This is a genomic window from Parvibaculum sp. (assembly GCF_002684405.1).
Taxonomy (GTDB): Bacteria; Pseudomonadota; Alphaproteobacteria; order Parvibaculales; family Parvibaculaceae; genus Parvibaculum.
The window spans coordinates 1-21,835 of the sequence record NZ_NYVD01000077.1 but is presented as its reverse complement, the minus strand read 5'-3'; the positions used below and the strand labels follow the sequence as shown (position 1 = coordinate 21,835).

Genomic DNA, 21,835 nt, shown 5'->3' with positions numbered 1-21,835 from the left:
CGGCGTCGCCGTCGCGCGCGCGCGGTCCGACGACGGCGTGACGCGCCTCCTCGTCAACTCGCACCAGCCCTATGCGGGGCCGGTCGCCTGGTACGAGGCGGAACTCGATAGCGGCGAAGGCTGGCATGTCTCGGGCGGCTTCTTTCCCGGCTCGCCCTTCATGCTGCACGGACATAATGAAAATCTGGGCTGGGCCAACACCGTTAACGAGCCCGATCTCGTCGACATCTACAGGCTCACGATCAACCCGGACAATGAGAACCAGTATCTTCTCGACGGCAAGTGGCGCGATTTCAAAAAGGAAACCGCCGAGATCAAGGTCAATCTCTGGGGGCCCTTCTGGTGGACGGTGGAGCGCGACGTGCTGCGCTCCGAACATGGCCCGGTCCTGAAAACGCCTAATGGCTATTTCGCCGTACGCTTTGCGGGCATGGGCGAGTACCGGCAGGTGGAGCAGTATTACCGTCTCGACAAGGCGAAAACGCTCGACCAGTTCCTCGATGCGCTGCGGCTACAGGCGCTGCCCAGCATCAATTATGTCTATGCGGATCGGGACGGCAACATCGCCTATATCTATAATGGGCAGTTCCCCGAGCGGAAGCCGGGCTTCGACTGGAAAGGCGTGCTGCCGGGCGACCGGTCGGACCTGATCTGGCACTCCTATGTGCCCTTCGACAAAATTCCGAAATACATCAATCCGGAAAGCGGCGTGCTCTTCAACGCCAACAACACGCCTTTCCGCGCGACGACGCCTTCCTCCGATCTCGACCCGTCCGCCTTTCCCGACTGGATGGGTATCCAGACCGACATGACCAATCGCGCCTACCGGATGGAGGAAACTTTCGGGTCCGATCCGCAGATCACGCGGGAGGAATTCCGGGCGTATAAATTCGACGTCACCTATTCGGAAAAATCGGAGATGGCGAAGCTCCTGAAGCAGGTCGTGTCCGTTGATCCGGGCGACGACAGCGACCTTGCCGAGGCGCAGGACATCCTGCGTCGCTGGGACATGCGTGCGACGAAAGACAGCCGCGGCGCGGCGCTCGCCATTCTGATGGCCGAGCCGGTGGTTCATGCGCGTATCGTCAAGGAGCCGGTTCCCGACCCGATGGACACGCTGCATGACGCCATCAAGAGGCTGAAAGAGCATTTCGGGCGGCTCGATCCGCAATGGGGCGAGGTCAACCGCATCATCCGCGGCGATGTCGATCTGCCGGTCGCTGGCGGGCCGGATCTTCTGCGCGCCATCTATGCGAAAAAGCTCGACGACGGACGGCTCAAGGCCGTCGGCGGCGACACGCTTTTCATGTTCGTGGAATGGGACAAGGACGGCAAGGTCAGCTCACGCAATGTCAGCCAGTTCGGCAGCGCCATGACCCGCCCTTCTTCGCCGCATTACGCGGACCAGACACCGCTCTATGCCAGCGAGGAAATGCGGCCCGAGCTTTTCACGGATGCCGAATTGGAAGGGCATGTGCAGGAGGCCTATCGGCCCGGCGAACGGAACGGCAAGGCCGCGCCCGCAGATTGACGCGGCTCAGGCGGTATCCCGGTCGAGGCGATGGGCGACGCATTCGATCGGCAGGTCGACATGCACGGTGGTTCCGACATCGGGGGCGCTTTCGATGGAAAGCGTACCGCCATGCAGTTCCGTCAGATGTTTGGCGAGCGGCAGGCCGAGCCCCGTTCCCTCATGGCTGCGCGACAGCGTGCCGTCGAGCTGGCTGAAGGGAGCGAGCGCCCTGGGAATGTCGTCCGCCTCCATACCGATGCCGCGATCGGCGACCGATATGCGAAGGGAATCGCTTCTCAACCCGGCGCTGACCGTCACGCTGGAACCGGCGTGAGAGAACTTCACCGCATTGGCGATGAGATTGATGAGGACCTGCTTCAGGGCGCGCTCATCGACGACGACGGTGAGCGGCGGGTCCGGCAGAACGCAATTGAGGGTGATGTCCGCCTTTTCGGCGCGATGCCGCACCAGCCGCAGGGCGGAGGAGACGATCGGATTGAGGTCCGCCTCGTCCTCGTGAAGCTTGAAGTGGCCTGCCTCGATTTTCGACAGGTCCAGAATATCGTTGATGAGTGTGAGGAGATGCACGCCGCTATCGTGAATATCCTCGGCATATTCCCGGTAGCGCGGCGAGCCGACCGGACCGAAGAGTTCGTTCTGCAACGCCTCGGAAAAGCCGATAATGGCGTTGAGCGGCGTCCTCAGCTCATGGCTCATATTTGCGAGGAATTCGGATTTGGACCGGCTGGCCTCATTGGCCATGTCGCGCGCCTGGCGCAGCGTGTCGAGCTGGTGGCGCTTTTCGGTCACATCCTGAAGCCCCACCAGAACGGAGCGGCGGCCCTTGAACCCTACGGGCGCGACCGACACGGCGACCCAGATCCGGGTTCCGTCGAGGCGGATCAGCTCGACTTCCTTTCCCGCACCGCGCCCGCCGCTTTCGGCGACCATGCGCAGCGAGGGAACGACATCGCCATTGGGGAAAAAGCTTGAAACGTTCAGCTTGCTGTCCCCGTCCCCATCCCTCTCATAACCCACCAGGACCTGCGCGGCGCTGTTTGCCTGGATCACTTCGAGGCTGCGCGGATCCACCAGTGCGAGCGGCTGGGGCGCATTGAAGAAGAGGCTCTCGAAACTCTCTTCCGACGCGCGCATGGCCTGCTCGGCCTCGCGGCGGACATCGATCTCATGGGTGAGCTGTTCGTTCAGCTCGTCCTGCTGGTGCATGGTCAGATAGGCTTCGCGGCGCAGCCGGTTACTGGCGCGCACGATCTGGACGCCGATGGCATTGGCGGCGATCAGAAGCAGCACATTCTGAAGCAGCGTCGCCGGGTCGTAATTGCCGAGCGCCGGCGCTACCAGAATCGCACCGGATGTCAGCACCAAAGACGCCGCGAGATTACGCGACAGCTTGGTCGGCACGCCGACATAGAAAGCGAAGAGCACCACGACGATGCTCATGATGCCCGTGCTGTAGTCCGTGCTGTCCCACCAAAGGGAAAAGGGCGCGATGGTGGCGACCAGAAACTGCGACAGGGTGAGCGCGAGGAACAGTCCGTTCAGCTGCCCGGGTTTCCGGAACAGCTTGAGAGCCGCCACAAGCAGCAGGAGCGCTGCCAGGCGCCCGGTCATCACCAGAAAGAAGAGCTGTGTCGGCCCATGGGTGACAAGGTCGAACGCCCCCCAGATGACGAACACGTAGCAACCATAAAGGGTGGCACGAACCCGCGCCCGAAGGTCGTTCAGGTTGGCTCGCAGGAACTTTTCTTCGAGCGCCGCGTCGGCGAATTCGCCCGTCCAGCGGAAGAGCACCGGATCACGGGTGACGCCGGCCGCGGCCGTCGGTCGAATCATGCGCTTCATTGTGGCGCCAATGGTCATGGCACACTCCCTTCGCGGCGAACGCTCGCCTTCTCCACCCCCTCCGGCATGACGCGATCCGCTCCCTCTCCTCCGCAGCTCCTCGAAAACGCGGGAAGAAACGAGCGTCAGGCACATCGCCGCCGGCGTCCGGCCGCACACAACTTTCCGGACGCCTGGAAACCCTAGGGAATAACCCTAAACAAATGGCAAAACAGCTATTGCGCTTCTGGCCACCGGCGACCCGGGCGCTTATCGTGCGAAAAAAACGCGGACCGGCGCGGTTAAACGACCGGCCCGACTAAGGGAGGGTTCTCAGCAATGGATCAAAACGGCACGGTATCGCCGCTTCTCGAAGGCGTCAGGGTGCTCGATTTCGGGCGCTACATCGCCGGCCCCTATTGCGCGGCGCTGCTGGGCGATCTCGGTGCGGAAGTCATCCGGGTGGAAAAGCGCGACGGCAGCGAAGACCGGTTCGTGCAGCCGGTTGTGCCGGGAGCGGCAGCGGGCGATGGCGGCGAAGGCGCCATGTATCTGCAAATGAACCGGAACAAGCGCGGCCTCACACTCGACCCGATGAGCGAGAAAGGCCGGGAAGTCGTGAAGAAGCTCGTCGCCACCGCCGATGTCGTGGTCGCCAACCTGCCGCCTGCGACGCTGAAGGCCATGGGGCTCGACTATGACAGCCTGAAGGCGGTGAAGCCCGACATCATCCTCACCACCGTTTCCGCCTTCGGCCATGGCGGCCCCTATAGCGAGCGGACGGGCTTCGACGGCGTTGCGCAATCCATGGTGGGCGCGTCCTACCTCACCGGCCATCCCGACGAACCGATGAAATCCTACGCCCCCTGGGTGGATTTCGGCACCGCTTCGCTCTCGGCGTTCGGCACGATGGCGGCATTGATGGAGCGGGCGCGCTCCGGCGAGGGTCAGATCGTGGAAGGATCGCTTCTGTCGACCGCGCTTTCCTTTTTCAATTTTCATCTGATCGAACAGCAGATGCGGCAGATCGACCGCGTCGCCATCGGCAATCGCAGCCCCTACGCGGGGCCTGCCGACATCGTGCCGACAAAGGATGGCTGGATCCTCGTACAGGTGATCGGCCAGCCGCTTTTCAAACGCTGGGCGCGGCTGATGGGCGATGCGGAGAAATGGCTCGACGATCCGCGCTTCAAGGACGACATCTCGCGCGGCGACAATGGTGAAATCCTGTCGGCGCGCACGCGCGAATGGGCGGGCGAACGCACCACGGAGGAAGCGCTCGCCGAACTCGAAGCGGCGCGCATTCCCGCCGGGCCGGTCTATTCGCCGCAACAGGCGCTGGACGACCGGCACATCCAGGCGATGGGCTATCTCAATCCGATGCCCTTTCCCGGCATGAACAGTCCTGCGCCGATTGCCGAAACGCCGGTGCGCCTGTCGCGCACGCCGGGCAAGCTGAGCCAGCGCGCGCCGCAACTCGGCGAACATACCGACGCCATTCTCGCCTCGCTCGGCTACACTCCCGAAGAGATCGGCGCCATGCGTGACGACGGTACGATCTGAACAGAAGGGAAAACCATGTCCGACAAACTCGCCGCCCTCCCCCGCAAGCGGCTGGCGCATCTGCCGACGCCGCTGGATGAACTCCCCCGCCTGCGCGAGGCGCTGTCGGAGATGGCGGAAAACGGCGTGCCCCGGCTTTTCATCAAGCGCGACGATTGCACCGGGCTCGCCTTCGGCGGCAACAAGACGCGCAAGCTCGAATTCCTGATCGGCGAGGCGCTGGCGCAAGGCTGCGATACCGTCATCACGGCGGGCGCGGCCCAGTCGAACCATGCGCGCCAGACGGCGGCGGCGGCGGCCGCCGCGGGGCTCGATTGCGTTCTCGTGCTGTTCGACACCGTGCCCTATCAGGGCCGCGACTACCGGCGCTCCGGCAATCTGCTTCTGGACGATCTTCTCGGCGCGCGCGTGATCGTGGAGGCGGCGGACGCCGATCCGGCGAAGGTTTTCGAGCGGGTCATGCAGGAACTCGCCTCGCAGGGACGCAAGGCCTATTTCGCGCCTGTCGGCGGCTCCAACGTCACCGGCACGATGGGCTATGTGAATGCCTATCTGGAGCTGGCCGACCAGCTCGAAGCGCGCGGGATTGCGGCAAGCCATATCGTTCACGGCTCGTCGAGCGGCGGCACGCAGGCCGGTCTCGTGGCCGGGCAGATGCTGCGTCCCGGCGGCCCGGCGGTGCTGGGCATCAATGTCTATCGCGACGATACGCAGGCCATGGCCAATGACATCCATGCGCTCGCAGTCAAGACGGCGGAAGCGCTGGGGGCGGACCTGCCGCCGAACGAGGTCGTGGCGTTGGAAGCGGGCTATCTCGGAGACGGATACGGCGTTCCCACCGCGCAGATGCGCCGGGCGGTTGAAACGCTGGCGCGTCTGGAAGGCGTCTTCCTCGATCCGGTCTATTCGGGCAAGGCGATGGCGGGTCTGATCGGCCTCATCCTCGACGGGCGCATGCGCGCGGAAGACAATGTGGTGTTTCTGCATACCGGCGGTGCGCCGGGGCTCTTTGCCTATGCGGAAGAATTTTCGGACCGTTAGTCCACCCCGCTTCGTCATGGCCCGACTTGTTCGGGCCATCCACGCCTTCCCTCTTTGACGCAAAGACGTGGATGCCCCGCATGAAGCGGGGCATGACGGGATAGAAAGACACCGAAATCTCTGTTCGTCAGCCCTGGGCGGCGGCCAGGCCGCGGCGACGCAGAATATCGGCCTGATCGGTATAGCCGAGTTCTTCGCGGAAATGCGCCACCAGCTCCAGATAGAGAGAAGCGTGCTCGCGCTGCTCGCCGTCCGACAGACGCAGTTCTTCGAGCAGGCGATCCTCATAGGCATCGAGATAGGCGGTGACCTGCTTGCTGACGCTGCAGCAATGGCTTTGCGCGCCCACCGCCTCGGCATAGGGCGTTATGCCATGCAGGAAATGCACGGCGGCAATCGCCTTGTCGCTGCGTTCTTTCGACGGGGCATCCGCGATATCCGGCCGCTGGGGCGCGCCCCGGCCATAGACGCCCATTTGCTGCAAGGGCAGCGCCCGCACCAGTATGAGTTCGATGCGCGACAGCTCTTCGGCCAGCGCGACGGAGAATTTGGCGCGGGCGCCAAGCAGACGCTGCCCCCATTCGCCGCAACGGCGCAGGTCGATTTCCGTCGTGAGCCCTTTTGACAGGCGCGTGAAGCGCTTCACGTCCTCCAGCAGCTTTTCCAGATCCGTGCGGCCCGGACGCGCAGCTTCCGCCTTGGCTGCGATGGTTTCCATTTCCGACAGAATATCCTCGCCGAGCACGGCAAGTTCCGTCCGGCTGATAAGAATGTCGTTGCGCTGGTGAGCAATGCGACGCGCCAGGCGCAGCACCTGATGAGGCTCGCGCAGCCGGCCCGCCACGCCATAGGCAATGTAGATGGCGCGCTCCGGCGCCTCTTCGCTGACCTCGTCATAAAGTTCCCGGACCTGCTTCACCATCGTTTCATCGAGATTCTCGATGGGTTTGGGCAGCATCTTCTGGAGCTTTATCATCGCCGGCGCGATCGCCAGCACATCGGCAATCTTTCGGGCATCGTCGAGCCCCTCTTCGCCCGACAGCCGGCGCTCAAGCTCCCGGCAATAGGCGGTATCCTTTCTCGCCCGCTCGATTTCGGCGCGCATGGCGCGCGAGGCCGATTCATGCATCACCGACACGGCGGCTTCGAGACCGGCCTTGTCGCCTTCCAGCGTCTTTTCCGTCACATGACGGCAGAGGTCGGGCAGCGCGTCGGGCAGAAGATCGTTTTCGAGCCAGGTCCAGACCAGCGCAATGGCGCTGCGCGAGATCTGGCCCCGTCGCGGGCGCACACCGTCCGTAACCAGAAGGTCTTCGAAAGGCTGACAAAAATGGCGCATGGGATCGGGCAGGCCCGGACGCTCTCCGCCGATTGTGGCGAGGAGCGGACGCAGCGCGGAAATCAGCTCATCGAACGGCAGCCCTTTGGTGCCGCGAAGCTTTTCGCGCTCCAGCCCGTAGGCGAGCTTCAGCAGAGTCGGCTCGGGCAGTTTTTCGAGATACTGCGCCAGCTTCCTGCTCAAGCCTGTATCGGCCGTGCTCTCCATTGATCCGTTCCGCCACCTGAAACAGCAACGCGGACGGCGCTCAGACATCTCGCCCGCAAGGCAGCAACGCTAGGGCTTTATATTTAACATTTGGTTCCCGACGCATGGATGACAACAATGCGACGGAAAACCGAAGACAGGAATTTTTACTCCGCGATCCGGACGGCCGCCGAAAATGCAAACGGTACTAAACGTTTACGGACAGCCCGAAATTATCTCGAACACTGTCCAGATTTCGATTCGCGACGACGATTATTCGGTGATAGCGTTAACAACTGGACATCTCCGGTGATCCGGGGGTGCCCTGATTACTTACTTACTGAAGGCTATCGACGCATATGGCTACCGGAGTCGTTAAGTGGTTCAACGCCACAAAAGGTTATGGGTTCATCGCACCGGAAGACGGCGGCAAAGATGTGTTCGTACACATCTCGGCTGTTGAACGTGCCGGACAGAAAACACTGCAGGAAGGCCAGTCCATCCAGTACGAACTGGTGGAAGGCCGAAACGGTCGTTTCTCTGCCGAGGAACTCGTTATCGGCTGACACAGCCGCTAACAAGACCTCCGGCCGGGTTTCCCGGCCCTACAAGTTCGAGACCCCCCACCCCCAGCTGGGGGGTCTTTCTTTTGTCACGGGCCGCCGGTGGCTCCCCGGTCATGATCGTCGTCATGACCGTCCGGCGAGACCGGCATTACCCGCAAAGACCGGACCGATGAAAGACCCTGAACGCTTTCGATCGGTCTATGGTCGCCGGGAATGTTTCTGGATTGCGCCATGATCAGCCCAAGTCTGCTTCAAAACCGGATAGAAAGTTTCATCTGGGAACCGACGGATGAAGACCAGCCGCTCTGGCGCCGGGTCGCGGTCACGTCGCTGCGGATTTCCTGGGTGGTCATTCGCGACCTGCTTGCGGGCTCGCTCAATCTCAGGGCGATGAGCCTCGTCTATACGACGCTTCTCTCCATCGTCCCGGCGCTGGCCATCGGCTTTGCCGTCGCCCGCGCCTTCGGCTTCGACAGCTATATCGAAGGCATGCTCGCCGACTTCCTCTCCCCGCTCGGCGCCCAGGGCGCGGAGGTCACGCAGCGCATGATGGAATTCGTGCAGCGCGTAAATGCGAATGTGCTGGGAACCGTCGGCTTCGCCTTCCTGCTCTATACCGTCATCTCGATGATCAAGAAGGTGGAAGAAGCCTTCAATTCGATCTGGCATGTCGAGGCGAGCCGCTCGATCGCGCAGCAATTCACCGAGCTCGTCAGCATGGGTGTGCTCGGGCCGATCGTCGCCTTCACCTTCGCAGGCATCGCGGCGGGGGCGCTCTCCAATTCCCTGGTCGGATCCGTCATCGAATGGGCCCCTGTGCGCTTCGTCGTCGAGCAATCGAGCCGGGCGGTCCCCTATGTCATCCTGATCAGCGCCTTCACCTTCGTCTATGCGCTGGTTCCCAATACGCGGGTGCGGCTTTCCTCCGCCTTTGCGGGTGCCACAGTGGCGGGCATCACCTGGGGCGCGGTCGGCTGGGGGTTTGCGACCTTCGTGGTGAAGTCCGCTCAGACGGTCGCTATCTATTCCGCCTTCGCCAGCCTCGTCATGTTCATGTTCTGGCTCTATGCGGCCTGGCTGATCCTGCTCGGCGGTTGCGCCATCTCCTTCTATTTCCAGAACCGGCGGCACCTCTCGCCCGTCGCAGGCATCGGCTATCTCAACTCCGCCCAGCTCGAACGGATGTCGGTTCAGGCCCTGCTGCTCATTCACGAGTCGTTCGCCAGGGGGCACACGCCCTGGACCGAGGAAACGCTGTCCAAGCGGCTGCATCTGCCGATGGAGGCGGTCGGGCAGATTTCGCGGGCGCTGCGCAAGGCGGGGCTTCTGAACCTCACCGGAGACAGCCCTGCCCGTCTGGTGCCCGGCAAACCGAGCGACAAGACGAGTATCACCGATGTGATTTCTGCCGTGCGGCACCGCAAAACCGCGGATCAGGCGATCCCGTCGAGCAGCTTCGCAAAGGAGCCCCGTGTGGAAGAGCTCTTCACCCGGCTTTCGGAGCGGGAAGAAGAGATTACCGACGACATCACCATGCAGACCCTGATCGATCAGGACGAGAAAGCCGCCGATCCGGTGAAACCGCGCGCGGTCAGCGGCAATTGATTCGTCTTTTTCGTCCTTAATGCGCAGCCGCCATGCGGCTCGCGGCGCCTGTGGCGCGCAGACCCGAACACTCCGGTAAATTATCCGGCGGCCTCCGCCTACGGAAAATCCCCAAAATACGCGCCTTTGTTTCCACTGGATGGTGTGTTTTGAAACTTGTCACATACATCCCCTTGACGCGGGCCGTGTCCGGATTCACGGTTAAGTCCCGTGTTCAACAAGGAAAGGAGGTGATCCGATGTCTAACGGTTTAGTGACACCGTTTGCCATCGCCCGGATATCGATTCCGACTCAGGATCGTGAGGCGAGGTGGACAAGGACGGACACTTCCGGGACCCTTTCCGCCTAGCTCATTTTCCATGTCGCCGCCCCGCAGGGCGGCAGTCGACCGACATCCGGCACGCAGACGGGGCGGCCTGACGACAGCACAAATAGCAGGTCGCGTCGCAACCGTTCCGAACTGGCCGCCGCACTCCCTTATGGGGAATGCGGCGGCCTTTTCATTTTCGAGGAGATATCTGTCCGGACAGAGAACCGGTACGTCTACGGACGATCAGTTGACGATCTGCCAGGTGCCGTCCTGCATGCGGCAGGCGGTGCCATGGGCATTGCGGGCGCGGTTGTTGATATAGATCGTCTGCTCATACTCGCGGCAATGGCGGCCACCGCGATTATAGCTGGCAGCCGGTGTCACATAGCCGTAATTGCCGCTATCGGGATTGCGCCACCGCGTGCGGCTTCCGCCGGCCAGCGCATCATAAGAGGCGCGCTCGACATAGGGACGGTCGCGGCGATCCAGGTTGCTGGCAATGTTCTTGCCCAGCATGGCGCCGACCAGTACGCCCGCGCCGGTGGTGAAGAGCTTGCCGTCGCCGCCACCGAACTGCGAGCCGAGCAGGCCGCCGATCAATGCGCCGCCAATGGCGCCGATCACATCCTTGCCGCGGTCGTTGCGGTCGTCACGGTAGTTGTTGTCGTAGCGGCGGTCATAACGGTTGTCGTAGCGATTGTCATAATGGCTGTCATAGCGCTGCTGGTCATAGCGCTGTTGCTCGTAGCGATTGTTGTACTGGTCGTAGGAGTAGCGCGGACCGGCATTGGCCATGGTGGTCGCTGCGGACATGCCGAGGATCAGGGCCACAGCGGTCGCGGCTTTGGAAATACGGGAGAAAGTCATTTCGGCACCCCTTTCGATGTCGTGCCTGCCGGACATCCGGCAGCTCATGGGGGTACATTATCGGGGGGTGCTTGAGCGGGCCCTGAATGCGGCGTTCATCCGCCGTTCAGCTTCTCAAAACCAGTTGGCAGAGAGGCATGGCTTCTTCCCCAACCATGAATGTCACCCCGGGCTTCGTCCCGGGGTCCAGGGCCGCAAGGCAAAGAGTTTGTCGCTCTGGATCCCGGCACAAGGCCGGGATGACACCAGATGGATTGGAACTGCCTACTCCCCCGCTTGCGGCAGCCGCACCTCGGCGCGGAGACCGCCGGACGCGGCATCGGCAAGCGTCAGGTCGCCACCGTAAAGCTCCACGATTTCCGTCACGATGGAGAGACCGAGGCCGGAGCCCGGCTTCGATTCATCCAACCTCCCGCCGCGCTTGAGCGCCGCCTCGCGCTTTTCCGCCGGCAGGCCCGGCCCGTCATCCTCGATGGCGAGCAGAAAGAACGGCCGCCCCTTGCGGCGCTCGGCATGCGGCGTCAGCTCCACCCGCACAGCGCTCTCCGCCCATTTGCAGGCATTGTCGAGGAGATTGCCCGCGATCTCTTCCAGGTCCTGCGCTTCGCCGCGAAAACCGATCCCGTCGGGCATGGCAAGATCGATCCGGATGCCGCGTTCGGCATAGATGCGCTCCAGCGTCCGGGCGAGGCGTTTCATCACCTCCGAGGCGTCGCTATGGGCGCCCAGCACATTGGCCGACGCCGCCATGCGGGCCCGCGCCAGATGATGGTCGATCTGCTCGCGCATCTGGCCCGAGGTCTTCTCGACCAGACCGCCGAATTCGTTTTTCTGCGCGCGGGCTTCGTTGGAAAGGATGCTGAGCGGCGTCTTCAACGCATGAGCGAGATTGCCGACATGGGTCCGCGCGCGTTCCAGCACTTCCCGATTGCCGTCCAGCAGGCCGTTCAGCTCCTCGGCCAGCGGTTCGATCTCGCTCGGGAACTCGCCTTCGAGCCGCGTCGCCCGGCCGGAGCGGATATTCGCAAGCGACAGGCGCACCCTGTCCAGCGGCTGCAGGCCGAAACGCACCTGAATGAGAAGCGCGCCCAGCAGCACAATACCGAGCACACCCATGGAGGCGGCGACCCATCCATTGAAATGGGCGATATCCCCTTCCAGTTCCGCACGGTCGGCCGCCACCGCGAAGGACACCGGCACATCATATCCGGGCAGCGAGATCCGCCGTTCCAGCACGCGAAGATGCTGGCCCTCCGGCCCGGTCGTCCCGAATGCCTTGATGCCGTTCTCGCCGCGCTCGACTTTCTTGCCCGCATCGATATCGAGCTTCTGGTCGAAGAGGGAGCGCGAGCGCAAGGGCGCGCGCGGGGCCAGCGGGGCGATCTGCCAGTAAAGGCCCGAATAGGCGAAATCGAAGCGGCTTTCGCTCAGCTGGCGCGAGCGTTCCAGCTTGCCGTCGGGCGAGACATCGGTACTGGCGATGAGGCTGTCCAGCATGGAGGCGAGCCGCGCATCGAAGCTGCGCTCGACCGAGCCCCTGAACAATGTGGAGAGAATGATCCCGCCCGCCACGAGGACGATGGAACTCCAGAAGGCCGCGCCAGCGACGAGGCGGAACGCGAGGCTGCTAGACCGCATCTTCCGGTGCCGTCAGGCGGTAGCCGAGGCCCCGCACGGTCTCGATGAGATCCTTGCCGAGCTTGCGGCGCAGGCGGCCCACGAACACTTCGATCGTGTTCGAATCCCGGTCGAAATCCTGGTCGTAGAGATGTTCGACCAGTTCGGTCCGCGAGATGACGCGGCCCTGATGATGCATCAGATAGGAGAGCAGCCTGTATTCCAGCGAGGTGAGTTTCACCGCCTTGCCGTTCACCGTCACGCGCGAAGTCCGCGTGTCGATCATCAGCGGGCCGCATTCCAGTTCGCTCGAGGCATGGCCCGCCGCGCGGCGCAGCAGCGCGCGAAGCCGCGCCAGCACTTCCTCCATATAGAAGGGCTTGGCCACATAATCGTCCGCGCCCGCGTCGAAGCCCGCGACCTTGTCCGACCAGCGGTCGCGCGCGGTCAGGATCAGCACGGGCATGGTCTTGCCGTCGCGCCGCCATTTTTCGAGTACGGTCACGCCGTCCATTTCCGGCAGGCCCAGATCGAGCACGACGGCATCATAGGGTTCGGTATCGCCGAGGAAATGGCCCTCTTCACCGTCGGTGGCGCTGTCGACCACGTAGCCTGCTTCCTGAAGCGCGCTGACGAGCTGCCTGTTCAGATCCGGATCGTCTTCCACCACCAGAAGCCGCATGGGTCTCTCCTATCTCGCGCCGAGGATCTTGCCGGAGCGGGCATCGACGGTGATGATCTTAACGCTGCCATCATTCATGCGCATCTTTACCTTGTAGACGGCGCGTCCTCCCGCCTGAATGAGGCGCGAATCCAGATGCTGTCCTGGAAAACGCGCCCGCACGCGCGGCAGGATCTGCTCCAGCGACAGCACATTTCCGGCCTTCACCGCATTGCGCGCATTGTCCTGATCGGACCGTGCATCGTAAAGCGGCCGGCTCACATAGCCCTGGGCGCGCGGCCAGGCCGCCGCCCCGCTGCCGAAAGACACTCCATCGGCCCGGGCGGCGCTGGCGGACACGGCAAATGCCGCCGCCAGCAGCGCAATCTGCGCGGCCTTGGCCATGAAGCGATATGTGGACTGCGAAATCATGGAGGGAGCCTAAACCGTCCTCACTGAACCCGGGATGAACGGCAGGTTACGCCCCATTCAAAGGGTCAGAACCCCTCGAAGGACACGATTTCCTCGAGCGGCGCGCGATCCGTCCGGAGCCGGTTGATGGGCGCGGTTTCGTCCATATAGCCAAGCCCCATACCGCAGAACAGCATAAGCTCTTCGGGCATGTCCACAAATTCGACAATGGTCTTGTGCCAGATCGCCCAGGCTTCCTGCGGCGCGGTGTGGAGCCCGTATTCGCGCGCGAGCAGCATGACCGACTGCATGAACATGCCGAGATCGGCCCACTGGCCGAGGCCCATCTGCCGGTCGATGGCAAAGAAGAGCGCGACGGGCGCGCCGAAAAACTCGAAATTTCTGGAAAACTGCTGAAGCCGGCCCGCCTTGTCCTCGCGCGCCACGCCGATGGAGGCATACATGTCCTCGCCGCATTTGAAGCGGCGGCTGCGATAGGGATCGGTCAGTCCCTTGGGATAGATGTCGTATTCCGTCCCCTCGCCGAAGGGATTGTCCTTCGCCTTGTCGCGGATGATCCCCAGAAACTCTTCGAGCTTCTTTCCCGTCAGCGCATAGACATGCCAGGGCTGCAGGTTGCCGCCCGACGGCGCATATTTCGCCGTTTCGAGCAGGTCGCGCAGCGTTGCTTCCGGCACCGGCTTGTCCAGAAAGGCGCGGCAGGTGATGCGCGTCTTCAGCGCTTCGGACACATTCATGGGAATACCTCTGTTGCGGTTCGATGATTCCGTTTAGCGCGCCGTCACGAAAGGCCAGAGCGCGTCGGCGCCGCGCGTGATCGTCTGGCGTCCAAGCTGTTCGGCCCAGTCGGCGCCCGCGCCGAACTCCGCCCGCCAGGACCAGAGCCTGCGCGTCGCATAGTGCAGCCCGTGCTCATAGGTGAAGCCGATGGCGCCATGCACCTGATGCGCAATGGACGTGGCGATATTGGCCGCATCGTCCGCGCGCACCTTGGCGACCGCGATCTCGAAGGAGGGGTCGTCCTGCCGGTCGGCACTGGCACAGGCATGGGCCGCCGCCGTCCCCGCCGCCGCGGCCTGCGTCGACAGCACGGCAAGCTGTTGCTGGATCGCCTGGAACTTGCCGATCTCGCGGCCGAACTGCTTGCGCTCATTCGCATACTGAACGCTCTGGCGCAGCAGATAGGCGAGCGCGCCTGCCATCTGCGCAGAGCGGATGAGCGCGCCGTAAAGCGTCAGCGCCTCCGCATCGAGCCCGGCGGGCTTCGCCACTGCGGGAGCCGCATTGAAAGTCAGCGTGTCGCGCGGCTCGCGCGCGACATTGATGTCTTCCTCGATTGCCACGCCGTCCAGCGCCACAAGCACGGCCTGCGCACCGCCCGCGCCGTCCACCAGCGTCACGGCATGTTTCGCATTGCGGCCCCAGGGCACGCGGGCCGCCTTGCCCGACAGCTTGTCGCCATCAAGGCGGAACTCGCCTTCCATCACGGTGATAACGCCTTCGGGCACCTCGATACCGGCCTTGTCGAGCAGCCAGCTTGCCAGCACCGCCTCGGCAATCGGCAAGGGCGCGGCATGATCGCCCGCCGCCTTCAGCACCATATTGGCATCGGCCCATGTGCCGCCGGCACCGCCCTGCTCTTCGCTCACCAGTACGCGGGTGAGGCCGTTCGCTTCCACTTCGTCCCAAAGCGCTTGCGGGAACTCGCCCGCTTCGGCCTTTTCGAGAAGCGGTTTCGTCACCCGGTCGCCGAGCAGGCCGTTCACGCTGTCGGAGAGGATCGTCTGCAATTCGTTCATCTGTTTTCTCCTCCTCAGCGCAGGCCCAGACCGCGCGCAATGATGCCGCGCAGGATTTCCCGCGTGCCGCCCCTCAATGAGAAGGACGGCGTCACCTGTGTCAGATAGCCGAGTACCTGTTCGAAATCGCTGCCGGTACCGATATGCGCCTCGATCCCGGTCAGCTCATGCGCGATCACCGGCATGTTCTGCTCGAAGACAGCGCCGAGATCCTTCACCACGCTCGCTTCCAGCGCCGGGTTCTCGCCCTGCTCCAGCATGCCCGCCACCGAGAGCGACATCTGGCGCAAAGTCGTCAGATGCGCGACGAGGCGGCCGATCTCGGCAGCGCCCTTTTCGCCCTTCTGCTTTTCCAGCTCGCGGATGAGTTCCACCATCAGGATGAAGCTCGAGAGATAGCGTTCGGGGCCCGACCGCTCGAAAGCAAGTTCCGCCGTCACCTGCGCCCAACCGCCGCCTTCGGTGCCGACCAGCATGTCGTCGGGCACGAAAACGTCGGTGAAATTCACTTCGTTGAAATGCGCATGGCCCGACAGATCCGTGATCGGGCGGATGGAGATGCCGGGCAGCGTGAGGTCCACGAGGAACTGCGTCAGCCCGCCATGCTTGTCTTCATTGTCTGTGCGGAAAAGCGCGATCATGTAATGCGCCTTATGCGCATTGGAGGTCCACAGCTTGGTGCCATTGACCTTGTAGCCGCCCTCGACCTTTTCGGCCCGGGTGCGCGTGGCGGCAAGGTCGGAGCCGGAATCCGGTTCGCTCATGCCGATACACATGAAGCACTCACCCCTGGCCACTTTGGGCAGGATTGTCTGGCGCTGCTCTTCCGTACCGAATTTCAGCAGAAGCGGGCCCGACTGCCGGTCGCCGATCCAGTGCCCGCCCACCGGCGCGCCGGCGGCCAGCACTTCTTCCAGCATCACATAGCGGTCGAAGAAGCTCCGCTCATGGCCACCATATTTTTGGGGCCATGTCATGCCGATCCAGCCCTTTTCGCCCATCTTGCGGCTGAAATCGGCGTCGAAGCCGCTCCATGTCTGGGCGCGCGTCACGGCGGGAATGTCCGCCAGTTCCTTTTTCAGGAAGGCGCGGAGTTCCTGACGGAGCCCTTCCGTCTCGCCCGGCAGTTCGCATAGATCGAAGCGGAATTCCTGCATCTCGTTCCCCGTTCTGTCCTTTATATTTTTGCTGGCGGTTCAGGTCACAAGCGCCGTGGTGCCGCCGTCGACACGGATGTTCAGCGCGTTGATCGCGCCCGACCGCGCGCTTGCGATGAAGACCACCACATCGGCAATTTCCTCCGGACACGGAACATGCCCGGTGAGGTTGCCCATGAACTCCTTCAGCACATGCGGCTCGACCTCTTCCCAGGTGTCGCCCCAGCCCTTCCGACGGCCGCGTTCGATGAAACGCTCTTCCACTTCCTTCGTGCGGATGAGACCGGGGCTGACGAGGTTCACCGTGACGCCGGTGCCTGCAAGGTCCTTGGCCAGGCTCACCGTCATGGTCGCCATGGCGCCCTTGGCGGCATAGTAATGCGGCATGCGGGCGGCCGGCTCGGTGGAGCCAATCGTGCCCAGATTGACGATGCGGCCCCAGCCTTTCGCCTTCATGCCGTCCATCAGCCCGCGCGTCATGCGCACGGCGGACAGCACGTTCTTCTCATAGGCCTCGATCCAGTCCGGCGTTTCGGAGGTTGCCCATGAACCGGCATCTGCGGTGCCGTAATTATTGACAAGAATGTCCACATCACCCAGCGCATCCTGCGTCTCGCGCAACAATTGCGCCGCGCCGTCATCGGTAAGAATGTCGCCTTCCAGCGCGGAAGCCGCGCCGCCCTGTTCATGAATTTCATGTGCAACGGTTTCCGCCGCGGTGCGTGCGAACCCATGCACGCCGACATGCGCGCCTTCGGCGGCGAGTGCATGCGCGATCATGCGGCCCGTGCCTCGATAGGACCCGGTCACAAGCGCCGTTTTTCCGGCAAGCTGCAAATCCATGGGCGTCTCCCTGCTCGCGGCCCGTTTGCCGGGCTCGTCGTCGTTTAACGCGGCATGCGTTTTAGCAGGTTAAATGGTTCGTGTCGCAGGCGGGAAAAGCCTGGCAGGGCAGGTTTTTCGCGGGGAATTCGGCAAGGTCAGGCTGACGCTGCGTCGGATGCAATTCGGTGCCGATGGCCGATGCGTCCGGCAAGAAAGGCACTTGAAACGCGTCGTCGTCGGGCTAAATCAACATGCTCTTATTCACAAAATGACTTGATTTATTTTCAGCAGGGCGAAATCAACAGCAATATGTGTGTCTTGACTAAAATTTTCATCTTTCTTCCAACCATAAAATTTGTGCATATTAGTGGCCTACATATTTAGGCTGGGATCGCTAATGTTTGAGATAGTCCAATGGGCGGATTCATTCCACTCATTGATATGGCTGGTGCTGATTCTGATCTTCTTTCAATTCGTACTGGCTTGGGGCCTGTTGTCGCTTGTCTACTACGTCGTCTCCAAGGACAAGCTGCGCCACGAACTCTTTTCACGACAGCTCTCCGTGTTTGACGGCATTCAGGAGGTTTTCACCGACTTCATCGTGAAGGGGTATGTCGAGGCGGATGAGTTAAGACGCTTCGTTTCGGTCACGTCGGAAGCTCCCTTCATCCTTAGCCGCGAAGTGGTGGAGCATCTGCACGAGATTCGCTTAAAGCTGATCGTTCTCGTCGTCTGGGGGCAGGTGCAGGATCGCAAGAACCTGCCCGTCTCCGAACGAGAGAAAGCGGAAGCTGCGGAACGATGGCTTAAGGATCACATCGACGCCGATACACTGCAAAAACTCTTCACGCAGGATATGGCAATCTTCTCATCGTCCAGAAAACGAAAAATGGCGAACCGGTTTGCCGCGAAAGAGCGGCGGTTTTCCCGCCCGGTCGCCGGCGAACAGCCGGCCTTTACGACATTGTAGCGTAAAAGGGCGCATGGCGGGCCTTGTCGCCCGCCATGCGCTTCCACATCACTGCTGTTTGCTCTTGCCGGCATAGCCGATATTCAGCGCAAGAAGCTGCAACACGCTGTGCACCTTGCCGATGATCCTGTCGTCTTTGGGCGTGGGGGTGATCGCCGCCACGGCGGAAGCCGCGCCGACCACGCTCAGGGCCGCCTGAATCCAGCCGATCCAGTCGGCCGGAAACAATCCGGTCGAACCGTCCATCTGTTGTCCTTTCTGTTTGGGGAAGCGCGGTCTCAGACCGCGTAGAAAAGATGCCCGCCGATCAGCGCGCAGGGCATCCGCTCCTCGGCCCAGGCCGGGAGTTCGTCATGGGCGTGAAAACGCGTCGCGCCCCGTGTCGGGTCCGGGACCTCACCGGCGAGAATGCGCGCGGCAAGTCCCAGTACCCGGCAGAAATCCGCGCCGCAGCGCCGCTCCAGCGGGAAAGGTCGGCCTGTGCTCGCCGCTTCCTCCGCGCCGCCATAGCGGTTCAGAAGCGCCCAGCCGACCGCCGTCAGCCCCTCCTCGCCCTCGCCTTTGCCCATATCCGCCATCATGTCGGCCAGCGCCGTGACCTCGCCCAGCGTCGGGTCGCGGCTGAAGGAGGCGGAAATGGAGGCGGCAAGCGGCAACATGGAACCGGAACTTCGTGTCACGAAATGAGGAATTTATTCCTCAAATATGAGAACAATACAAGAACACGTCAAGCCGATTCATGCATCCGGGATGGAGAGAGCCAGATAATGGATGGCGAGCCGGAGGGTGCCGCTGACGAAAGCCAGCCCCGCCGCCGTCAGTCTCACCGGCGTGGCGCCGTAATAGCCCACCGGCGTCCCGCTGATGCCGTTGACCGTGCTGCCTGCCGGAATGCCGATCCCGTTGCCGTAGCGCCCGGGGTCGGCGGCCACGCCAAGGCTCCAGCTCACGGGGCCGACCACCGTCTCCGTCACCCGGCCCGTCACGCCCAGCACAATGGCGCGGTCGGGTATTTCCAGCGCCGTGTCATTCGCCCAGCCCGGCGTCAGCTCATGCTCCAGCTCGATGACGTGAGCGGTCAGCGCCGCGCCGAAGCTCGCCCCCGCCGCCAGCACGCCACCGCCCGTTTCGGCCAGCCAGCCCGTGCCGTCATGCCGCCGACCATGGCCCGCCGCCTCGTCCCAGGCGCGCCAGCCCGGTTGCGGCATATAGAAGCGCCAGCTTCCGTCCTGAAAGGCAGCGACATCTCCTTCATGCCCGCTCCAGTCGCCCGTCGCACCGGTTGCGACGATGTAGCGCGCCCCGTCTGCCGGGTCCGAAGGCGGCGCGCTCAGCGTCGCACTCGTCACCGAAAGCTGCACCAGCGCGTCAAGCGCCGTCAGCGCCTCGTTCACCGTGACGTGTTTTTGCGCCTGCGCCGGTTCCAGGCAGGGCAGTTTCAGATTGGCCGTATCAGACATTGAGGATTGCGCTCCTTCCGCGCCCGCGGCCCCATGCGGGGCTCAGCTGATAGAGATCGATCGCAAGCGATGCGGGCGCCGGACCGCCGAAATCCACCGCCTGCATATCCGGCGTGTCGCGGAGAGCGTGCGCAGCACCTCCCCGCCTTCGTCCGACAGCACGTCGAGGTCGTAAAGTTCCGCTTCCTCGCCCAGCGGCACGTCGAGGCCGAGCCAGCTATCGCCGCTTACCCTCGTGCGGCGGATCCATACGAAATCGAGCGTGCCGTCCGCCGCCCGCTTCGCACTCACATGCACCGGGCTCAGCGGCCGCAGCCCCACGCCCTGAAAGACATAGCTGCGCTCGCGATAGCTCTCATCGTCATAGGGCAGCGACGCCGGGCCCCAGAGCCAGCGGCGTTCGAGCCCTCTTTCGCTTTCCGCAAGGCCCGTTTCTGCCACCGCGCCGTCGAGCAGCACGAAACGCGCGCCCGCTGCCAATGTGCTCTCCCGTTCCGTACCTGCCAGTCCGCGCAGCAGGCCCGACAGGCGATAGGTGTCCGGCGCCACCAGATCGGCCTCGCGGAACTGGATCACTTCCCAGTCTTCGGCCCCGCCTTCGGTCTCGCCGCCGATCGCGGCGCGGTTGGCGCCGTTCAGCACGGCGAGCTTCTCCGCGCTCGACAGCGCGCCGGAGGCCAGCAGCACGGTCACGCTATTGGCTTCGTCCCAGCGTCCGGCAAGCGCCGCGCCGGGGCCCAGCGCATCCAGCGTCGTCCCGATGGTCGCCTGCCGGGTTATCGTGCCGTCCAGCACGGTGCCGCCGGGCGCGCGTGTCCACAGCGCCACACTGCCCGGCCACGGGTCGGCGGCAAAGGCGACACGCGGCGCCCAGGGCGTTTCCGTGCCGGTGACGAGCGGCAGGTCCATGAACGCCGCCAGCACGGGCGGCCTGTCCGCCGCGCGGGCAATGTTTCGGACACGCGAGGCGGTGGCGACCGACCCGTAGAGACTTGCTTCCTCCAGCACGACTTCGGCGCGCCGCACGCCCTCGTCGGAAACCGAGCCGAGCCGGTATTCGGCGCCGCCTTCATCTGTTTGGAGCGTCAGCGTATCGCCCGGTTCCAGCGCCATCCGGCTCGGCGGCAAGGTGAGCGTCGCCCGCTCCCGCGCCACCCATTGCCGGCGCAGCCAGATCTCGGCGATGGATTGCGCCTGCGCCGGGGTCAGCACCATGGGCAGTGCCTGATTGACGACGGCGCGGCTCGTCCTTTCCGCACGCCGCGCTTCGGCCACACCTTGCGCATAATCGCCGCCGCCGTCGATGAAGGAGAGCTTGGCTGATTGCGGCAGCTCGCTTTCCTGCCCGCGCACCCGTGTCAGGCCCGGCCGCCCGCTCTCATCGGTCACGGCGAGATCGTCCACGCTCAGGGCCAGCGACGGCGCCGCGCCGAAATGATGGAAACGGATCTCACCGCCCGTTTCGGATGCGCCGAAGAAACACGCCGCCATCAGCGGCTCCAGCGCGCCGCGCGCCGTCATGATGCGGTCCAGCACATAGCCTTCCACCACGCCGTTGAGCCCGCTCGTATCGCCATGGGCGAAATCCATCCCGGTCAGGATCGCAGCGACAAGCCCGTCCAGCGCCGCCGCGCCCATGCGCCCGTTGATCCAGTGACCGCGCTCCCAGTTCGGCGCATCGCCCCAGATGTCGTCGCGCGCCGGAAAGGCGGGAAAGGGCCGCGCGTCCCAGGCCCAGAGGAAAATGCGGGACGGCTCCACCATGCGCCCGCCATAAACCGGCGAGACCGGATTGTTGGTTTCCGCGAAGGCCTCATGCGACGGGTCCCAATATCCCGCCTCCGCCTCGATGAAACGGCGCTGGATGAAGTCGTCGCGCTCGCCACTGGAAAAGCACGGCACATTGCTTTCGGCCGATTTCGGGTCGACGAAGACATTCGGTTGGTTCGTCCCCTTGTCGATGGCGGGACAGCCCAGTTCGGTAAACCAGACGGGTTTGGATTGCGGCACCCAGTCCGTCGCGACCGCGCTTTCCACGCCGCCGGGCCGGTCGTGATGCGCGTTCTCCCACCACCCTCTTAT

General features: G+C 63.4%; 20 protein-coding genes. 6 read left to right on the top strand and 14 right to left on the bottom strand.

Features of this window, described 5'->3' with window-relative positions:
* On the top strand, positions 1–1,531 hold a 1,531-nt coding region (locus tag CMI59_RS06765; protein ID WP_293326434.1), incomplete at its 5' end, for a penicillin acylase family protein.
* 6 nt (positions 1,532–1,537) lie between these two features.
* Here CMI59_RS06765 and CMI59_RS06760 read toward each other — a convergent pair.
* Positions 1,538–3,394 (bottom strand): PAS domain-containing sensor histidine kinase, encoded by a 1,857-nt coding sequence (locus CMI59_RS06760; RefSeq protein ID WP_293326432.1) that lies wholly within the window; start codon positions 3,392–3,394, stop codon positions 1,538–1,540.
* A gap of 300 nt (positions 3,395–3,694) precedes the next feature.
* Between CMI59_RS06760 and CMI59_RS06755 the strand changes: the two genes are divergently transcribed.
* Both CMI59_RS06755 and CMI59_RS06750 read left to right on the top strand, forming a co-directional pair.
* The gene (locus CMI59_RS06755; protein ID WP_293326430.1) at positions 3,695–4,918 is read left to right on the top strand and encodes a CoA transferase; all 1,224 of its coding nucleotides are present in this window, start codon (positions 3,695–3,697) and stop codon (positions 4,916–4,918) included.
* Positions 4,919–4,933: 15 nt separating this feature from the next.
* Positions 4,934–5,959, top strand: a complete 1,026-nt coding sequence (locus CMI59_RS06750) for a D-cysteine desulfhydrase family protein (protein ID WP_293326428.1) — start codon at positions 4,934–4,936, stop codon at positions 5,957–5,959.
* Positions 5,960–6,086: 127 nt separating this feature from the next.
* On the opposite strand, the gene CMI59_RS06745 is transcribed toward CMI59_RS06750, so the two are convergent.
* Positions 6,087–7,481: a hypothetical protein gene (locus CMI59_RS06745; RefSeq protein WP_293326426.1), complete on the bottom strand. Its 1,395-nt coding sequence runs from the start codon at positions 7,479–7,481 to the stop codon at positions 6,087–6,089.
* Between the two features lie 362 nt (positions 7,482–7,843).
* Here CMI59_RS06745 and CMI59_RS06740 point away from each other — a divergent pair, with 362 nt between their 5' ends.
* Positions 7,844–8,050, top strand: coding sequence for a cold-shock protein (locus tag CMI59_RS06740; protein WP_167094146.1), 207 nt, complete (start codon positions 7,844–7,846; stop codon positions 8,048–8,050).
* Between the two features lie 231 nt (positions 8,051–8,281).
* Positions 8,282–9,655, top strand: a complete 1,374-nt coding sequence (locus CMI59_RS06735; RefSeq protein ID WP_293326421.1) for a YihY/virulence factor BrkB family protein — start codon at positions 8,282–8,284, stop codon at positions 9,653–9,655.
* Positions 9,656–10,208: 553 nt separating this feature from the next.
* Here the strand turns inward: CMI59_RS06735 and CMI59_RS06730 are convergent.
* The 8 genes from CMI59_RS06730 to CMI59_RS06695 form a co-directional block, all read right to left on the bottom strand.
* Complete coding sequence (locus CMI59_RS06730; protein ID WP_293326419.1) at positions 10,209–10,832, bottom strand: RT0821/Lpp0805 family surface protein; 624 nt, start codon at positions 10,830–10,832, stop codon at positions 10,209–10,211.
* 264 nt (positions 10,833–11,096) lie between these two features.
* Positions 11,097–12,470, bottom strand: a complete 1,374-nt coding sequence (locus tag CMI59_RS06725) for an ATP-binding protein (RefSeq protein WP_293326417.1) — start codon at positions 12,468–12,470, stop codon at positions 11,097–11,099.
* Positions 12,460–13,131 (bottom strand): response regulator transcription factor, encoded by a 672-nt coding sequence (locus tag CMI59_RS06720; RefSeq protein WP_293326415.1) that lies wholly within the window; start codon positions 13,129–13,131, stop codon positions 12,460–12,462. The genes CMI59_RS06725 and CMI59_RS06720 overlap by 11 nt, the downstream gene beginning before the upstream one ends.
* A gap of 9 nt (positions 13,132–13,140) precedes the next feature.
* The gene (locus CMI59_RS06715) at positions 13,141–13,542 is read right to left on the bottom strand and encodes a PepSY domain-containing protein (RefSeq protein WP_293326413.1); all 402 of its coding nucleotides are present in this window, start codon (positions 13,540–13,542) and stop codon (positions 13,141–13,143) included.
* Between the two features lie 65 nt (positions 13,543–13,607).
* Entirely contained in the window at positions 13,608–14,279 is a 672-nt protein-coding gene (locus tag CMI59_RS06710) for a nitroreductase (protein WP_293326411.1), read from the bottom strand.
* A 33-nt stretch (positions 14,280–14,312) separates the two neighbouring features.
* The gene (locus CMI59_RS06705; protein WP_293326409.1) at positions 14,313–15,341 is read right to left on the bottom strand and encodes an acyl-CoA dehydrogenase family protein; all 1,029 of its coding nucleotides are present in this window, start codon (positions 15,339–15,341) and stop codon (positions 14,313–14,315) included.
* Positions 15,342–15,355: 14 nt separating this feature from the next.
* On the bottom strand, positions 15,356–16,498 hold the full coding sequence (locus CMI59_RS06700) for an acyl-CoA dehydrogenase family protein (protein WP_293326407.1): 1,143 nt from the start codon (positions 16,496–16,498) through the stop codon (positions 15,356–15,358).
* Between the two features lie 39 nt (positions 16,499–16,537).
* Positions 16,538–17,341, bottom strand: coding sequence for an SDR family NAD(P)-dependent oxidoreductase (locus tag CMI59_RS06695; protein ID WP_293326405.1), 804 nt, complete (start codon positions 17,339–17,341; stop codon positions 16,538–16,540).
* Positions 17,342–17,720: 379 nt separating this feature from the next.
* Between CMI59_RS06695 and CMI59_RS06690 the strand changes: the two genes are divergently transcribed.
* Positions 17,721–18,293, top strand: a complete 573-nt coding sequence (locus tag CMI59_RS06690; RefSeq protein WP_293326403.1) for a hypothetical protein — start codon at positions 17,721–17,723, stop codon at positions 18,291–18,293.
* Positions 18,294–18,341: 48 nt separating this feature from the next.
* On the opposite strand, the gene CMI59_RS06685 is transcribed toward CMI59_RS06690, so the two are convergent.
* From CMI59_RS06685 to CMI59_RS06670, 4 genes are all read right to left on the bottom strand, one after another.
* Positions 18,342–18,539, bottom strand: coding sequence for a hypothetical protein (locus CMI59_RS06685; protein ID WP_293326401.1), 198 nt, complete (start codon positions 18,537–18,539; stop codon positions 18,342–18,344).
* A gap of 32 nt (positions 18,540–18,571) precedes the next feature.
* Positions 18,572–18,973 carry a cell wall hydrolase gene (locus CMI59_RS06680; RefSeq protein ID WP_293326399.1) on the bottom strand — a complete coding sequence of 134 codons (402 nt, stop codon included), beginning with the start codon at positions 18,971–18,973 and terminating at the stop codon, positions 18,572–18,574.
* A gap of 57 nt (positions 18,974–19,030) precedes the next feature.
* Positions 19,031–19,753, bottom strand: a complete 723-nt coding sequence (locus tag CMI59_RS06675) for a DUF2793 domain-containing protein (RefSeq protein ID WP_293326397.1) — start codon at positions 19,751–19,753, stop codon at positions 19,031–19,033.
* A gap of 42 nt (positions 19,754–19,795) precedes the next feature.
* The coding region (locus CMI59_RS06670) for a glycoside hydrolase TIM-barrel-like domain-containing protein (RefSeq protein WP_293326395.1) at positions 19,796–21,835 on the bottom strand (2,040 nt) is incomplete at its 5' end.

Bases quoted from the DNA above. Each gene is read 5' to 3' on its own strand.
- CMI59_RS06710 (WP_293326411.1), bottom strand. From the start codon at position 14,279: ATGAATGTGTCCGAAGCGCTGAAGACGCGCATCACCTGCCGCGCCTTT.
- CMI59_RS06740 (WP_167094146.1), top strand. From the start codon at position 7,844: ATGGCTACCGGAGTCGTTAAGTGGTTCAACGCCACAAAAGGTTATGGG.
- CMI59_RS06695 (WP_293326405.1), bottom strand. From the start codon at position 17,341: ATGGATTTGCAGCTTGCCGGAAAAACGGCGCTTGTGACCGGGTCCTAT.
- CMI59_RS06725 (WP_293326417.1), bottom strand. From the start codon at position 12,470: ATGCGGTCTAGCAGCCTCGCGTTCCGCCTCGTCGCTGGCGCGGCCTTC.
- CMI59_RS06720 (WP_293326415.1), bottom strand. From the start codon at position 13,131: ATGCGGCTTCTGGTGGTGGAAGACGATCCGGATCTGAACAGGCAGCTC.
- CMI59_RS06700 (WP_293326407.1), bottom strand. From the start codon at position 16,498: ATGCAGGAATTCCGCTTCGATCTATGCGAACTGCCGGGCGAGACGGAA.
- CMI59_RS06760 (WP_293326432.1), bottom strand. From the start codon at position 3,394: ATGACCATTGGCGCCACAATGAAGCGCATGATTCGACCGACGGCCGCG.
- CMI59_RS06675 (WP_293326397.1), bottom strand. From the start codon at position 19,753: ATGTCTGATACGGCCAATCTGAAACTGCCCTGCCTGGAACCGGCGCAG.
- CMI59_RS06690 (WP_293326403.1), top strand. From the start codon at position 17,721: ATGTTTGAGATAGTCCAATGGGCGGATTCATTCCACTCATTGATATGG.
- CMI59_RS06730 (WP_293326419.1), bottom strand. From the start codon at position 10,832: ATGACTTTCTCCCGTATTTCCAAAGCCGCGACCGCTGTGGCCCTGATC.
- CMI59_RS06705 (WP_293326409.1), bottom strand. From the start codon at position 15,341: ATGAACGAATTGCAGACGATCCTCTCCGACAGCGTGAACGGCCTGCTC.
- CMI59_RS06715 (WP_293326413.1), bottom strand. From the start codon at position 13,542: ATGATTTCGCAGTCCACATATCGCTTCATGGCCAAGGCCGCGCAGATT.
- CMI59_RS06735 (WP_293326421.1), top strand. From the start codon at position 8,282: ATGATCAGCCCAAGTCTGCTTCAAAACCGGATAGAAAGTTTCATCTGG.
- CMI59_RS06755 (WP_293326430.1), top strand. From the start codon at position 3,695: ATGGATCAAAACGGCACGGTATCGCCGCTTCTCGAAGGCGTCAGGGTG.
- CMI59_RS06750 (WP_293326428.1), top strand. From the start codon at position 4,934: ATGTCCGACAAACTCGCCGCCCTCCCCCGCAAGCGGCTGGCGCATCTG.
- CMI59_RS06685 (WP_293326401.1), bottom strand. From the start codon at position 18,539: ATGGACGGTTCGACCGGATTGTTTCCGGCCGACTGGATCGGCTGGATT.